Source organism: Hymenobacter qilianensis (genome assembly GCF_014638675.1).
In the GTDB taxonomy this organism is placed as follows: domain Bacteria; phylum Bacteroidota; class Bacteroidia; order Cytophagales; family Hymenobacteraceae; genus Hymenobacter; species Hymenobacter qilianensis.
This window is the reverse complement of record NZ_BMFN01000003.1, coordinates 485,019-498,825: the sequence shown is the minus strand read 5'-3', so window position 1 is coordinate 498,825 and position 13,807 is coordinate 485,019. Positions and strand designations below refer to the sequence as shown.

Annotated in this window: 12 protein-coding genes; 9 read left to right on the top strand and 3 right to left on the bottom strand. The window is 57.6% G+C overall.

The genetic code is table 11. The annotated features are described in order from the left end of the window. Positions 1-70: 70 nt before the first annotated feature. The 6 genes from IEW06_RS16585 (at position 71) to IEW06_RS16560 (ending at position 8,154) form a co-directional block, all read left to right on the top strand. Positions 71-1,399, top strand: a complete 1,329-nt coding sequence (locus IEW06_RS16585) for an FAD-dependent oxidoreductase (protein WP_187731706.1) — start codon at positions 71-73, stop codon at positions 1,397-1,399. Between the two features lie 93 nt (positions 1,400-1,492). Further along, the gene (preA, locus tag IEW06_RS16580) at positions 1,493-2,893 is read left to right on the top strand and encodes an NAD-dependent dihydropyrimidine dehydrogenase subunit PreA (RefSeq protein ID WP_187731707.1); all 1,401 of its coding nucleotides are present in this window, start codon (positions 1,493-1,495) and stop codon (positions 2,891-2,893) included. Between the two features lie 74 nt (positions 2,894-2,967). Further along, positions 2,968-4,491, top strand: a complete 1,524-nt coding sequence (locus IEW06_RS16575; protein WP_188548608.1) for an NCS1 family nucleobase:cation symporter-1 — start codon at positions 2,968-2,970, stop codon at positions 4,489-4,491. A 144-nt stretch (positions 4,492-4,635) separates the two neighbouring features. After that, positions 4,636-5,451, top strand: a complete 816-nt coding sequence (locus IEW06_RS16570) for an alpha/beta fold hydrolase (protein WP_187731708.1) — start codon at positions 4,636-4,638, stop codon at positions 5,449-5,451. Then, positions 5,448-6,614 carry a PAS domain-containing sensor histidine kinase gene (locus IEW06_RS16565; RefSeq protein ID WP_187731709.1) on the top strand — a complete coding sequence of 389 codons (1,167 nt, stop codon included), beginning with the start codon at positions 5,448-5,450 and terminating at the stop codon, positions 6,612-6,614. Before IEW06_RS16570 ends, IEW06_RS16565 begins: the two co-directional genes overlap by 4 nt. Before the next feature lie 103 nt (positions 6,615-6,717). Further along, the gene (locus IEW06_RS16560; RefSeq protein ID WP_188548607.1) at positions 6,718-8,154 is read left to right on the top strand and encodes an amidohydrolase family protein; all 1,437 of its coding nucleotides are present in this window, start codon (positions 6,718-6,720) and stop codon (positions 8,152-8,154) included. A 71-nt stretch (positions 8,155-8,225) separates the two neighbouring features. On the opposite strand, the gene IEW06_RS16555 is transcribed toward IEW06_RS16560, so the two are convergent. From IEW06_RS16555 to IEW06_RS16545, 3 genes are all read right to left on the bottom strand, one after another. After that, positions 8,226-8,942 carry a GAF domain-containing protein gene (locus tag IEW06_RS16555; protein WP_187731712.1) on the bottom strand — a complete coding sequence of 239 codons (717 nt, stop codon included), beginning with the start codon at positions 8,940-8,942 and terminating at the stop codon, positions 8,226-8,228. A gap of 74 nt (positions 8,943-9,016) precedes the next feature. Then, entirely contained in the window at positions 9,017-9,862 is an 846-nt protein-coding gene (locus tag IEW06_RS16550) for a class I SAM-dependent methyltransferase (RefSeq protein ID WP_188548606.1), read from the bottom strand. 580 nt (positions 9,863-10,442) lie between these two features. Then, a complete protein-coding gene (locus IEW06_RS16545) occupies positions 10,443-10,736 on the bottom strand; it encodes a hypothetical protein (protein ID WP_187731713.1) in 294 nt (97 codons plus the stop codon). A gap of 412 nt (positions 10,737-11,148) precedes the next feature. On the opposite strand from IEW06_RS16545, the gene IEW06_RS16540 reads away from it, so the two are divergent. The 3 genes from IEW06_RS16540 (at position 11,149) to IEW06_RS16530 (ending at position 13,549) form a co-directional block, all read left to right on the top strand. Beyond that, positions 11,149-11,415, top strand: a complete 267-nt coding sequence (locus tag IEW06_RS16540; protein WP_187731714.1) for an ArsR/SmtB family transcription factor — start codon at positions 11,149-11,151, stop codon at positions 11,413-11,415. A 227-nt stretch (positions 11,416-11,642) separates the two neighbouring features. Further along, positions 11,643-12,437, top strand: a complete 795-nt coding sequence (locus IEW06_RS16535) for an NADPH-dependent F420 reductase (RefSeq protein ID WP_187731715.1) — start codon at positions 11,643-11,645, stop codon at positions 12,435-12,437. Positions 12,438-12,502: 65 nt separating this feature from the next. Beyond that, on the top strand, positions 12,503-13,549 hold the full coding sequence (locus IEW06_RS16530; protein ID WP_187731716.1) for an LLM class flavin-dependent oxidoreductase: 1,047 nt from the start codon (positions 12,503-12,505) through the stop codon (positions 13,547-13,549). The last annotated feature ends 258 nt before the right edge of the window (positions 13,550-13,807 follow it).

Below are 13,807 nucleotides of genomic sequence, written 5' to 3'. Positions count from 1 at the left end.
ATGGCCAATGGGTGACAGTAGTAAGATGATGAACAAACGAATAAGACCTTTCTAACTGATTGCCAGCCCAATGGCCGAGTATTTGCCCCCCACTTCCGAACAGGAGTTTCACGCGAACTTCGCCCAGCTTAAGCCCCGGATGAATAATACGGAGGCGCTGTACGAAAGCTCGCGCTGCCTGTTTTGCTTCGATGCGCCCTGCATAAAAGCCTGCCCCACGGGTATTGATATTCCGCAGTTTATCCGGCAGATCAATACGGGGAACGTGACTGGAGCCGCCCGTACTATTTACGAGGCCAACTACTTCGGCAACGCCTGCGGTAAGGTGTGCCCCACAGAGGTGCTATGCGAAGGGGCCTGCGTGTACAACTTGCAGGATGTGAAGCCGATAGAGATTGGCCGCCTGCAAAGTTTTGCTACGCGCCAAGTAGTTGAGAGCCACAAGTACCTTTTTGAACCGGGGCAGCCGAACGGCCGCAAGGTGGTCATTATCGGGGCGGGTCCGGCCGGCATTTCCTGCGCTTGTGAACTGCGGGCCCTGGGCTATGAGGTGGACATATTTGAAGCCAAAAGCCAACCCTCGGGCCTCACGGTGCACGGCGTAGCGCCCTACAAAATCACCAACGAGGAAGTGCTGGCCGAGATGGACTATCTCCAGGCTCAGTTTGGCTACCGGGTTCAATATAATTCGCCCATCTGCTCGCGGCCCGATTTGTTGGCGCTCGAAGAAGCTTACGATGCCATCTTTTTGGGCATTGGCCTGGGCAAAACCAACGCCTTGCTGCTGCCGGGTGAGGAGCGCGAAAACTGCGTGGGGGCCGTGGAGTTTATCGAGCAGCTTCGGCGTGAGCACCACCAGATACTGGTGGGCCGCAAGGTGATTGTGCTGGGCGGCGGCAACACCGCTATGGACGCGGCCTCCGAATCGGCGCGCCTGGGTGCGGAAGACGTGATTCTGGCTTACCGGCGCGGCAAAGATGATATGGGCGCCTACGAGTTTGAGTACGATTTGGCCAAGAGTGTGGGCGTAAAGGGCCTGTTCAATGTGGCCCCAGTCGAGATTGTGGGCAATGGCCGGGTAGCGGGCGTCCGGTTTATTCGCACGGCCACCGTGGATGGGCAAGTGCAGGCCCTGCCCGGCAGCGAGTTCGTGGAGCCCTGCGACATGGTGATCAAAGCCACCGGCCAAGCCAAACAAACGTCTTTTCTGAGCTTAATTCCTGGGTTGCAGCTCGATGGCAAAGGCCGGATTGTAGCTGATGCACACACGTATCAAACCACGAACCCCCAATACTTTACCTCCGGTGATGCCCTGAATGGCGGTGCGGAAGTAGTAAATGCTGCCGCTGAAGCCAAGGTGGCGGCTCGCGGCATTCACCACTACCTGTCGGCTAGGTAAAAAGCCCCCAACGTGTAGGCGGCGCTAGTGAAGCACTATAACTAAGTACCCAACGAGTGAGCGCTCAATGGCGCTCTTACAATTGACTCTTCCATGCCGGACCTCTCCATAAATTTCGCCGGAATTAAGTCGCCAAATCCTTTCTGGCTGGCCTCGGCGCCGCCTACCAACTCAGGCTACCAGGTAATGAAGGCCTTTGATGCCGGCTGGGGTGGGGCGGTCTGGAAAACGCTGGGCGTGCCGGTCGTGAACGTATCGAGCCGCTACGGCGGGGTTAATTACCGCGACAAGCGCTTGGTCGGGTTCAACAACATTGAGCTGATTTCGGACCGGCCACTGATCGATAACCTGCGGGAGATTGAGGAAGTGAAAAAGCATTTTCCCCACCACGCCGTCATTGCCTCTCTCATGGTGCAGAGCCGGGAAGAATGGCACCAGATTATGCGCGACGTGACCAGCGCCGGCGCCGACGGGGTGGAGCTTAACTTTGGCTGCCCCCACGGTATGTGCGAGCGGGGCATGGGCTCGGCGGTAGGGCAGGAGCCGGACGTGCTGCGCACCATCGTGGAATGGGTGATGGAAGTAGCTCAGATTCCGGTCATTGTGAAGCTCACGCCCAACATTACCGATATCACGGAGCCCGCCCGGGCCGCCCGCTTAGGCGGGGCCGACGCCATTTCCCTGATCAATACCATTCAGAGCATCGTGGGGGTTGATCTTGACCAGTTTGCGCCGTACCCCATTGTGGATGGCAAGGGCACGAACGGCGGCTACTGCGGCCCGGCCGTGAAGCCCATTGCCCTGAACATGGTGAAAAACTGCGCCCAGGATCCGTACGTGCAGCTGCCCATCTCCGGCATCGGCGGGATTGAGAACTGGCGCGATGCCGTGGAGCATATATTGCTGGGAGCCAGCTCAGTGCAGGTGTGCACGGCCGCCATGCACTTCGGCTTCGGCATCATCCGCGAGATGACGGCAGGGCTGGAGCAGTACATGACGGAGAAGGGCTTCCACACCATTTATGACATGGTCGGGAAGGCGCTGCCCAACGTGAAGCACTGGGAAGACCTCAACCTGAAGTACAAGGTTACGGCTAACATTCACGAAGATAAGTGCATCGGCTGCCAGCTCTGCTACACGGCTTGTGAAGACGGGGCCCACCAAGCCATTGGCCTGCGTGAAGGCACCCGCGTACCCGAAATCATTGAGGAAAACTGCGTAGGCTGCAATCTGTGCTCGTTGGTGTGCCCCGTTGAAAACTGCATCACCATGGAGCGCACCGACGATGGCACCGAACACCTGACCTGGAAGGAGCGCACCCTGGCCGGCACCATCCCGACCGACTTCAACGACGAGCGGGCCGGCGGCCTGCATCATTGGGTGCCCGAACCCACCGCCGCCCTTGGAAAAGAAAAGCACAAAACCCTGCCTGGCAAGGCCCGCCAACTGGGAACGCCAGCTTCAGTAGTGAATGATCTGGTAAGGAAAGAGTGACCTTACTTGCTGCTGGAGAAAGCGCGGTGTATATATAAGTAATTCAGTTATTTATACGAGTAAATTGTTTTCAAATGGAAACGACCCAGCAGCTACCAAAAAGCCCCCCAGCGCCCGGCCTGACCAGTGAAGACCTGGCCCCCGTTGCCCTGGGGGAGCGCACCTGGAATACCTGGAATTACGCCGCGCTCTGGATCAGCATGAGCCTGTGCATTCCGACGTACATGCTGGCTAGCTCCCTTATTGAGGGCGGCATGAACTGGTGGCAGGCTATCCTGACTATCTTTCTGGGTAACAGCATTGTGCTGGCCCCGATGATTCTGAACGGGCGGGCCGGCGCTACCTATGGCATTCCGTTTCCAGTGTTTGCGCGGGTGAGTTTTGGGGTGCGGGGGGCAAATATTCCGGCTATGCTGCGCGCCATTATTGCCTGCGGGTGGTTTGGCATCCAAACCTGGATAGGAGGATACGCGCTGTATCAAATGGCCAAGCTGTGGGTGCCGGCGCTGGCTACGCTGCAGGCCGTTTTCCCCGCTTCGTGGTCTTTGGAGACGGGGCCGGCGCTGCTGTTTCTGCTGTTTTGGCTGCTGAATATGGTCGTGGTGCACCGCGGGGTAGACAGCATCCGCAAGCTGCTCGTGTTCAAGGCGTTCTTCCTGCCTTTCGCGGCGCTGGCTCTGCTGTTCTGGGCCATACAGGCGGGCAATGGACTGGGGCCGATATTGGCACAGCCTTCTAAATTCAGCTCGTCGGCGGAGTTTTGGGCTTTCTTTTTTCCGTCGCTGACGGGCATGGTGGGATTTTGGGCCACGCTGTCGCTTAATATCCCGGACTTTACGCGCTACGCCAAAAGCCAGCGGGCCCAGGTGGTGGGCCAGGCGCTGGGCCTGCCGCTGCCCATGACGCTTTTCGCTTTCATTGGGGTGGTGGTTACCTCGGCCACCTTTATTATTTACGGCCAAACCATCTGGGACCCGGTGGTGCTGGCGGGCCGGTTTGAGAGCAAGCTGCTGGTGAGCATCGCGATGGTGGCGGTGGCGCTTTCCACGCTGGCTACCAACATTGCGGCCAACATTGTGAGTCCGGCCAACGACTTTGCCAACCTGTCGCCGGCCCGGATCAGCTTCAAAACGGGCGGCTACATCACCGGCATCATCGGCATCCTGATCTTTCCCTGGAAGCTGATTGCCGATCCTTCGGGCTACATTTTCACCTGGCTGGTGGGCTACTCGGCGCTGCTGGGGCCTATTGGCGGTATCATGATTGCCGATTATTATTTTATCCGCAAGCAGCTGCTGCACCTGCCCGACCTCTATCAGTACGATGGGCGCTATGCTTACCAGAGTGGTTTCAACGTGAAAGCCCTGCTGGCGCTTCTGGGGGGCATTTTGCCGAACATTCCCGGCTTTCTTACCATCATTGGCCTGCTGCCCAAGGGCGCGGTGTGGCCCTGGCTGGTGGCCGTGTACGACTACGCGTGGTTTGTGGGATTCTTTATTTCGGCCGGCTCCTACCTGCTGCTCATGAGCGGGCAGAAGCAGCCGGTAGTGCAGGCGCCAACCCAACCGCAAGGCGAGTTTCAGGTAAGCTCCATCTAAAAGCGCGTGGCGGGTGGCTTTGCCCCAAAAACGGAATTTGTAAGACCCTCTGCTGGAGGTTGCTGACTGCGTCGTCTACCTTTGCGGCTCGGGTTGCGGTATCAAGATGGTGCCGGGCTCGTATAACCGGCTAGATTCGCAGCTATGGACGTCTTGAAGCGCAATAATGTAAGGATAAGTGGGGCCGGTTCGCAGGCCATGGTTTTTGTGCACGGCTTTGGCTGCAACCAGCGCATGTGGCGGCTGGTAGCTCCGGCTTTCGAGGCGCACTACCAGGTGATACTGCTTGATTTGGTAGGCGCCGGGCAGTCAGATCTGACGGCTTACGACCCCGCTCGCTACAGCAGCTTAGCCGCTCACGCGGAGGATATCCGAGAAGTACTGCGGACGCTGAATCTGTCGGATGTCGTGTTTGTGGGCCACTCCGTGAGTGCCATGATCGGGGTGCTGGCCGCCATTCAGGAGCCGGCATTGTTTTCCCGACTGGTGCTGGTGGCGCCCTCGCCGCGCTACCTCAACGATGCCGGCTATACCGGCGGCTTTGAGGCCACGGACATTGAGGAGCTGCTGGAAACCATGGACAACAACTACCTGGGCTGGTCGGCGGCCATCACGCCCATGATTATGGGCCATGCCGACCGGCCTGTGCTGACGGAGGAGCTTAACAACAGCTTTTGCAACACCGACCCGACCATTGCCCGGCACTTTGCCCGGGTCACTTTCCTGTCCGATAATCGCGCTGATCTGTCCTTGGTGCGCACCCCAACGCTGATTTTGCAGTGTGCCTACGATGCGCTGGCCCCGTTGGCCGTGGGGGGCTTTTTGCACCAGCATATACCCCACAGCCAGCTCGTGGTGCTGGATACCTCGGGCCATTGTCCGCATTTGAGTGCCCCAGAAGCTACTATCAAAGCTATCAAGGCGTATCTAGAACCGGTAACTAGCGTATCCAGCCTATGAGTGAGGCTGACGAAAAGCCATTGCCCGAACTTGATCTGCGGCTGACGGAAGAAAATCCGGATGACCTCTACGAGCACGCGCCCTGCGGCTACTGTTCCTGCCTGCCCGATGGCACGCTGGTAAAGGTAAATCAGACGATGCTGGAGTGGCTGGGATACGCGCGTGAGGAGCTGGTGGCCCGTTTGTGCCTGCAGCAGCTATTTACGGTGGGTGGGCGCCTGCACTACGAAATGCACTGTGCGCCCCTGCTCATTTTGCAGGGTCAGGTACGGGAAATAAGCTACTCGCTGCGCCGCAAGGACGGTTCCGTTCTGCCCGTGCTGATGAATGCGGTGCTGCGCCGCGATACCGAAGGCAACCCGCTGCTCATTCGCGTTACGCTGTTCGATATCACCGACCGGCGCAAGTTTGAGCAGGAGCTGGTGCGGGCAAAAGAGGAGGCCGAAAAGCAGCAGGAGCTGCTGCAGCGCCAGAATGAGCAGCTCACCCGCATCAATGCCGACCTGGACGGCTTCGTGTACACTGCCTCCCACGACCTCAAGCAGCCCATCCATAATATGGCCGGACTGCTGGCCGAGTTCAAGGCCATTGCCACCTTCCATGACCCCGAAGCCGACAAGATGATCGGCATGTTTGATCAGGCTTTGCAGCAAATTCTGAAAACTATTGAAGGCCTGACGGAGGTAGTGCAGCGGCCCCGGGAGCTGGAGCAGGCCGCTACCGAGGCGGTAGACTTGCTGCCCTTCACCGAGGAAATTGTACGCAGCTTGCAGCCCCGGGAGGTAAAGGAGGTATTTACGCTTGATTTTTCGGCCGTGCCCACCTTGCGCATTGCCCGTACCGCCCTGCAAAGTATTCTCTACAATCTCCTCAGCAACGCGCTCAAGTATGCCGACCCAAGCCGCCCGCCCCGTATTCGGGTAAGCACAAGGCTCGAAAACGAAGTGCCCGTATTAAGCGTGCAGGACAACGGGCGCGGAATTAACATTGAACGCCACAGGAGCCAGCTCTTTCAGCTTTTCCGGCGCTTTCACCCCGAGGTGGAGGGCGTAGGTATCGGGCTGTATCTGGTAAACCGACTGGTGGCGCAGGCTGGGGGGCAAATTGAGGTTGAAAGCGAGGTGGGGAAGGGCACTACGTTTCATCTGTATCTGCCGCAGTAGGTAGCGGGAGCGGCTTTTTAGCGCTACTTTAGGGTTGAGAGGCGGGCACCCCCAACGGGTCGCTTGTATCGTATACTCGTGCATTTCACGCCAACTTTCTTTTATGGCTTTTTCTACTCGTTGGCATCTGGTGCTGAGCGCTCTTCTCCTGCTAGGTTCCTTTGTGCCCGGCTTTGCCCAGCAGTTTACTCCGCAAGTGCAGGAGTTCATCAAAGTGCAGGAGCCGTCCGTGGCCCTGGTCGATGCCAAAATCATTGACGGAACGGGTCGGCCGGCGCTGCTGCACCAAACTGTATTGCTCAAGCAGGGCCGGATCGTGCAGGTGGGGCCGGTGAAAAAGGTGAAAGTGCCCGCCGACGCGAAGGTGATCAACTGCGCGGGCAAAACGCTGATTCCCGGCCTGGTGATGCTGCACGAGCACCTGTACTACACCATGCCGATGGGGGGCTTTTTCAACATCGCCCAGATGCCGTATTCCTTTCCGCGCCTGTACCTGGCCGGCGGTGCTACCACCATCCGCACGGCGGGCAGCATTGAGCCCCAAACCGATCTGGCCATCAAGCGCCTGATCGGGGAGGGCAAGCTCATCGGTCCCGACATGGACGTGACGGCGCCCTACATGGAAGAGCCGAGCCTGGATATTCCGGCCCTGAACACCATCAATGGGCCCGAGGATGCAGCCGCAAGCACGAAATTCTGGGCCGATAAAGGCTGCACTTCCTTTAAGATGTACATGCACGCCACCCGCGCCGACCTCAAGGCCGTGGTGGAGCAAGCCCACCAGCGCAAGCTCAAGGTAACGGGCCATCTGGCCTCCATCACATACCGGGAAGCCGCCGAAATCGGCATCGACAACCTTGAGCACGGCTTTATGGCCAGCTCTGACTTCATGCCCAACAAAGCCCCCGACGTGGCCGACTACCCAGCGTCCCGCCAGGCGCTGCTGCGGTTGCCGGTGAACAGTCCGGAGATGAAAAGTCTGATCAGTTTTTTGGTCAGTAAGCGTGTGGCTCTTACCTCCACCTTGCCTGTGTTTGAGCCATATACGGGCCGCGAAGTAGTGCTGGGCGGCGGGATGGAAGCCCTGATTCCGCAACTACAGGAGCGAGAGCAGGCCACCTGGCAGCAAAACCAGAATAAGGATACAGCCAGCCTGCGCCTGTTCAAGAAAGAAATGGTGTGGGAAAAGCAGTTCTACGACGCTGGGGGGCTTTTAGTATCCGGCACCGATCCCACGGGCGCGGGCCGCACGATTGCGGGCTATTCCAACCGCCGCCAGCTGGAGCTGCTCGTGGAGGGCGGCTTTACGCCGGTTCAGGCCATCAAAATCAGCACCCTGAACGGCGCAATCTATCTGGGGCGCGAGAAAGAAATTGGCACCATTGAGGCAGGCAAACAAGCCGATCTGATCTTGATCAATGGCGACCCGGAAAAGGATATTCAGCAGGTGCGCCGCATGGAAATCGTGTTCAAGAAAGGCGTGGGCTTCGATTCAGCCAAGCTATTCGAGACGATGAAAGGCAAAGTAGGCCTGAACTAACAGGCTGGAAAAGCTATCTGGGGGGCAAATTTCGCCATCAACGCACCCAGCCGAAAACGCGGGCGGCGTAGCTACTCCTGGTATTGGTACTGATCGAGCAGCTCGTGCAGGTCGGGCAGGCGGCGCTCAAACTGCGCCAGCAGCGCCGGTGGTACGGGCACGGTGGTGCCGTAGCGCGTGAGCAGGTAGCGCACCAGCGCCCGCAGTGCCTGCACCTCTTCCTGCAACTGCATCCGCACCATCTTCCAGCGCGTTTCGCCATCCGGCTGGGTGCGGCACACCTGCCTTACAGCCACCGTATGACTCACCACGGCCGCCAGTTTTTCCAGCATGCGCTGCTCATCTTCACTGAAAACTCTGGGTTGCCGATCTATAATACACAGAGCACCAATGGGTTGGCGGTCGGGCATGCGCAGGGGAGCTGCTGCGTAAAACCGGAGCTGGTTGGTGCGGGCCGCCTGCGCCGCCTGCGACGTAATCAGCGGACTCTGTTCTTGTTCCACATCCTGATACACCACGGCTTTTTCGTTGAGAATAGCCGTAGAGCACAAAGCTTCCTTCCGGGGCTGCTTTTCATTGCCCGGCATGCCATGGTTGGCTTTATAAAATACCTGCTCTTCGTCTACGAGGGCAATCAGCGAAATGGGCAGGCTGAAAATGCGGGCCGTAAGGGCCACCAGCTCATCAAAAACCGTTTCGCGGAGTGCCGGCAGCAAGTCGTAGGAGCGCAGGGTGCTTAGCCGGGCGGCTTCGTCCTCGGGGAGTAGCCAAGAAGGAACTTCAGACATGAAACAGCCGGCGTTAGGTAAGCAGAGATAGAGGTGTAAGCGAAGGTAAGGCACCTTCGGCAAAGTGCAATTTTCTATTTTTCGCCTGTCACGACCACAGCTCCGTAATCAAGCGCCGCCTTCTTATCAGGATATTTCTGATCTACCAGCTCAAATACCTGCTGTTTAATCTTTTCGGTGGTGGCCTCATCCGCTTTGCTTAGGGCCGCCACTACTGGTGCCGCCACTTCGTTTATAAAACTCCAGTAGCGCTCGTTGTTGCCGCAGGCTAGCTTGCCGGTTATCTCCTTTTCCGACACGTTGTTAAATCCAGCCTGCCGAAACAGACCTGCCAGAAAGCCCGGGCTGCCGCACCGAAACATGCCCGGCGCACCATGCGCAGGAGCGGGCAGACTTATATTCTGCTGGATGGTGCCCATAATGGCCGTTACCCACACGTTTTTGTCGGGTACGCCCCACACGGCGGCGGCAATTTTGCCCCCCGGCTTCAGTACGCGCCGCATTTCGGTAGCGGCCAGCAGCATATCCGGGAAAAACATAAATCCGAAGCGGCAGCTCACGGCATCGAAAGTAGCATCATCAAACGGCAGCTCACTGACATCGCACACCACTGTTTCAAAGTTGCTGATTCCCTTTTGGCGGGCCTTATCGCAGGCTACTTCCAGCATGCCTTCCGCCAGATCAGTGATAACCACTTTCCCGCGACTGGCCAGGCCGGCAATAGTTAGTCCGGGCTCCCCGGTGCCAGCCGCAATATCCAGCACCGTGTCGGTTGGCTGTATTTGCAGGGCCTGAATAATCTCATCGCCCATGGGCTTTAGCCAGTTCATGGTAAAGTCGTCCCACTTGCGCCAGCCCGGCGAAAACTTATTCCACGTTGCCTTTTGCTGCTCTCGGATCTGTTCCAGTTGCGTATCCATAGCGTTATCCTGTTAAGTGAAGTGGATATGTTGTTCGCGGGAAGGAAACAATGATGGTGGCGCGGGCTGGTATGGGTGGGTAGGGTGGAAGCTCTTGAAGATGAATGCGTAATAAGCGGTAGTGAGAAAGCGCCGTTTGCCTCACACCCGGCCTAATCTAATATAGCAGTTTTTACATTCTTATTTCAACGCTCCATTCTGAATCAACAAAGCCGTTTACAAGCAGCGCCAAAGCGGTATAGATATGCAACACCTTGCGTCTAGCCGCGCGCGTCGTACCCCTCCGTTTGCCATACTAGGGTTATATCTTTTTAAGGAAATACTTGGCAATGTGTTTGCTATCGCGCTCCTCAAATAATATAACTGCCTTGGTATATGAAAAACCAATACGATCCGAGTACCGGGGAGCTTATTGTAGAAGCCAAAAAAGACATAGCAGTGACTATGTGCCTGTTTTTGAGCTCCTGCCTGACAATAATGTGCTGGGTATAAGCAGCATGCTGCCTGGGGGGGCAAAGTACAACAGGCTCCCTAGCATAAGGCAAGAGTAGTAGCGCCCTGGTGAAGCGGATGGTGGCGGTTACGCGGTTTGGTATTCTTCCATTACCTCCGCAAGCTCAATCTCTTCAAAAGGCGGTACCGGGGCAAAGCGAGACTCATGGAAGTTGGCCTCCGGAAAGCCCGGCGCTACGTCGGCATTATTGATCTCGAGCAGCGTAATACCGTAGCCCCGATGTGTATCGTACACGCCGCGCACGGTATAGATAGGGCCCCGCTTGGGCGTCTGAATATTAGGGTTTTGCACCAGCAGCAAGGTAAAGTCATCGTTGGTGCAGATAACCTGCTGGCCCGGATGGAATAATGGCGGCTTCATGCTGCAAATATAAGCTAGGCTGTTCTGTTAGGGCTAAAGTCTTGTTCCAGCGGAATTTAGTAGCTGGCTAGAAGCGATAAGACAATTTAGCGCGCTACTACACATCCATCCCCAACTACAAGAAATTCCTACTTGGAGGTTACTATGTATAAGACCGTCAACACCCGTTGGGTCGATTAGTCGGCAAGTAGACCTGGTCTGAGGTGAAAGCGAAATACCATTTCGGGTCATGTTGAGTTGGTTGAAGCATGGCGCTCATTTGAAAAAAGTCCACTTTGTAGTTTGACTACCAACCGCTGCCCCCCTCAGCTGGGCAAATAAGTAAGGAAGCGCAGAAAACTTTCGGCTGACTAGCGCTGTTGAATACATCAGCGCATGCGCATGCGTAAAAATATGGCAACTTGCCCCGGTAATGGATACCAATTCTCTCGTCAAACTAGCCAAAGCCCTCAGTGACCCGACTCGGCTGCGAATCCTGCAGGAAATCGCCAAGGGGACGAACAAGGGGTGCGCGGACTTATTTGAATTCGTACCTATCAGTCAGCCATCCATGTCGCAGCACCTTAAGATATTGGTCGAATCAGGCTTGGTCGATTCGCACAAAGAAGGCCGTAATAAGCACTTGGCCATCAACCCAGCCAAACGGCGAGAACTCGAGAGCTTCCTGCAACTGCTGTAGGAATAATAAGATGGTATCCCGCTAGCCCGCCGCATGCACTGGCGGGCTTTTTAGTCATTTTAAACATAAGTAATTGCTTAAGTGTTTATTAATGGTGTTGCCCTTCCGCGGCATGTTCTTTTCCCCGCACGAGCACCGGGGGCTGCCCTACCAGAAGGGTTTTCCAGCGCACCAAGCAGCCCCTGCGGCCTTAACAAACGGATATTTATACTTCTCTTTTTACTCCCATGAAAATCGGAATCATTGGCATCGGCTTCGTCGGTGCCCCCCTGGCCAAGTACCTGGTCGCCGCCGGCCACCAAGTAAAAGTGACCAACACGCGCCCACCCGAAGAACTGGCCCGCATGGCACAGGAGCTTAGCGCCACCCCCGCCACCCAGCAAGAGGTAGCGGAGGACGTTGACGTTTTGGTTTCTAGCCTCAACTTCAACGTGCTGGCCGCCTTGCCCCAGGAACTCAAAGACCTGTTCCGATCTTTGCCCGCCGACGTCATCGTGGCGGATACCGGCAACTACATCCCTTTCCGGGACGGCCGTATTGAGGCCCTGGAGCAGGGCCAGGTCGAGGGCATGTGGGTGGCCGAGCAGCTGGGCCGCCCCGTCACCAAGTTCCTCAATAACCTGCTGGCCGAGACGATTGCCCGCGGCGGCACGCCCCCCGGTACCCCCGGCCGCATTGCCCTGGCCCTGGCCGGCGACGACGCGCGGGCAAAACAGGTGCTGACCACCCTCGGCAACGACCTGGGCTTCGACGCGGTGGACGCTGGCAGCCTGGCCGACTCGTGGCGGCAGCAGCCCGGCACGCCGGCCTACTGCACCGAGCTCACCGCCCCGGAACTGACCAAGGCTCTGGCACTGGCCGACAAAGACGTGTCGGCCTTGGAGCGCGAGCGTGTCTTTACAGAGATCTACCAACTGCCGGAGACTGAACGCACGCACAAAGCCATCGTAGCTATCGAGCGCTCGGTACTGCATAACGCCCAGCAGCGCCCGGGTTCCTATGCCCGTCATCATGCGCGATGATCATGCCTCACTCCACTTTCAGCGGCCATCTAGACAGGATAGCCGCTGCATTACTACCAAAAACCATGTCCCTATCCGTCAACAGCACCCGTCGCGAGCAGAAGCCGCCGGTTGCCTATTCCATGCTGGAGCTGGCCATCGTGTCGCAAGGCACCACGCTGCAACAGACCCTGCATCACGCGCTGACCCTGGCCCAGGCTGCCGAAGAGCACGGCTATAAACGCTTCTGGCTGGCCGAGCACCACAACTCCGCTAATGTGGGCAGCAGCGCTACGTCGCTGCTCATCGGGTACGTGGCCGAAAACACGGCCACCATCCGGGTGGGCTCGGGGGGCATTATGCTGCCCAACCACTCGCCACTGATTGTCGCCGAGCAGTTCGGCACCCTGGCGCAGCTCTACCCCGGCCGCATCGACCTGGGGCTGGGCCGGGCGGCGGGCACCGATACGCAAACCGCGCAGGCCATCCGCTCGGATTTTATGCAGGCGGCCCAGTCGTTTCCCCGCGAAGTCGGCAAAATCCAGACGTATTTCTCGCCCGCCAACCGGCAGGCGGCCGTGCGGGCGCCCGTGGCCGAGGGCACCGACGTGCCCCTCTACATCTTGGGCTCCAGCACCGACAGCGCGCACCTAGCGGCCAAGCTGGGCCTGCCCTACGCCTTTGCCAGCCACTTTGCCTCCAATCACTTGCTCAACGCGCTGCGGATTTACCGTGCAGAGTTTACGCCGTCGGAGGCACTCCCGCAGCCCTACGTTATCGTGGCCCTCAATGCCTTCGTGGCCGATACCGACGCGGAGGCCCAGCAGTTGTTTACGAGCCTCATCCGCATGTTTGTGGGGATGCTGACCGGCGATACGAAAGCACCCGTCCAGCCGCCTACGCCCATGACCGATGAGCTGCAGGAAATGTGGCAGCACCCTTCGGTGCAGCAAATGCTGAAGTACTCCTTTGTGGGCAGCAAGCAAACTGTAAAGCACCAGCTACAGGCCTTCCTGGCCGAAACGGGCGCGGATGAACTCATCACCGCCTCGACCATGTACGCCCTGGATGACCGAATCAAATCGGCTCGACTATTTGCCGAAATTATGCGGGAGCTAAATCAAGAGAGCTAGAAAGTGTCCATAGGGGGAGTCGCTTGGGGCCTAGATACGCGGCTGAACGACGCGCAAGGGGCGAGGGTGCTACCGCGTTGCTGCCGGGTAAGAATAACGGTCCTAGAAGATCTTTTATGTAAGCTTGTCAAGAAAATCGGCTGTCTCCAATATATAAAAGTATGGTATCCATTCTCAAATTCTCCAGAGCCTGAACCCTTCTTCAACAACCTAATCCAAAAACAAAAAAAGCCGGCGGTAACAAACCGCCGGCTTTTT

Coding starts and splice junctions, on each gene's coding strand:
- IEW06_RS16555 (WP_187731712.1), bottom strand. CDS start 8,942: ATGTCTGAAGTTCCTTCTTGGCTACTCCCCGAGGACGAAGCCGCCCGG.
- IEW06_RS16535 (WP_187731715.1), top strand. CDS start 11,643: ATGAAAATCGGAATCATTGGCATCGGCTTCGTCGGTGCCCCCCTGGCC.
- IEW06_RS16530 (WP_187731716.1), top strand. CDS start 12,503: ATGTCCCTATCCGTCAACAGCACCCGTCGCGAGCAGAAGCCGCCGGTT.
- IEW06_RS16570 (WP_187731708.1), top strand. CDS start 4,636: ATGGACGTCTTGAAGCGCAATAATGTAAGGATAAGTGGGGCCGGTTCG.
- IEW06_RS16565 (WP_187731709.1), top strand. CDS start 5,448: ATGAGTGAGGCTGACGAAAAGCCATTGCCCGAACTTGATCTGCGGCTG.
- preA (WP_187731707.1), top strand. CDS start 1,493: ATGCCGGACCTCTCCATAAATTTCGCCGGAATTAAGTCGCCAAATCCT.
- IEW06_RS16550 (WP_188548606.1), bottom strand. CDS start 9,862: ATGGATACGCAACTGGAACAGATCCGAGAGCAGCAAAAGGCAACGTGG.
- IEW06_RS16560 (WP_188548607.1), top strand. CDS start 6,718: ATGGCTTTTTCTACTCGTTGGCATCTGGTGCTGAGCGCTCTTCTCCTG.
- IEW06_RS16575 (WP_188548608.1), top strand. CDS start 2,968: ATGGAAACGACCCAGCAGCTACCAAAAAGCCCCCCAGCGCCCGGCCTG.
- IEW06_RS16545 (WP_187731713.1), bottom strand. CDS start 10,736: ATGAAGCCGCCATTATTCCATCCGGGCCAGCAGGTTATCTGCACCAAC.
- IEW06_RS16540 (WP_187731714.1), top strand. CDS start 11,149: ATGGATACCAATTCTCTCGTCAAACTAGCCAAAGCCCTCAGTGACCCG.
- IEW06_RS16585 (WP_187731706.1), top strand. CDS start 71: ATGGCCGAGTATTTGCCCCCCACTTCCGAACAGGAGTTTCACGCGAAC.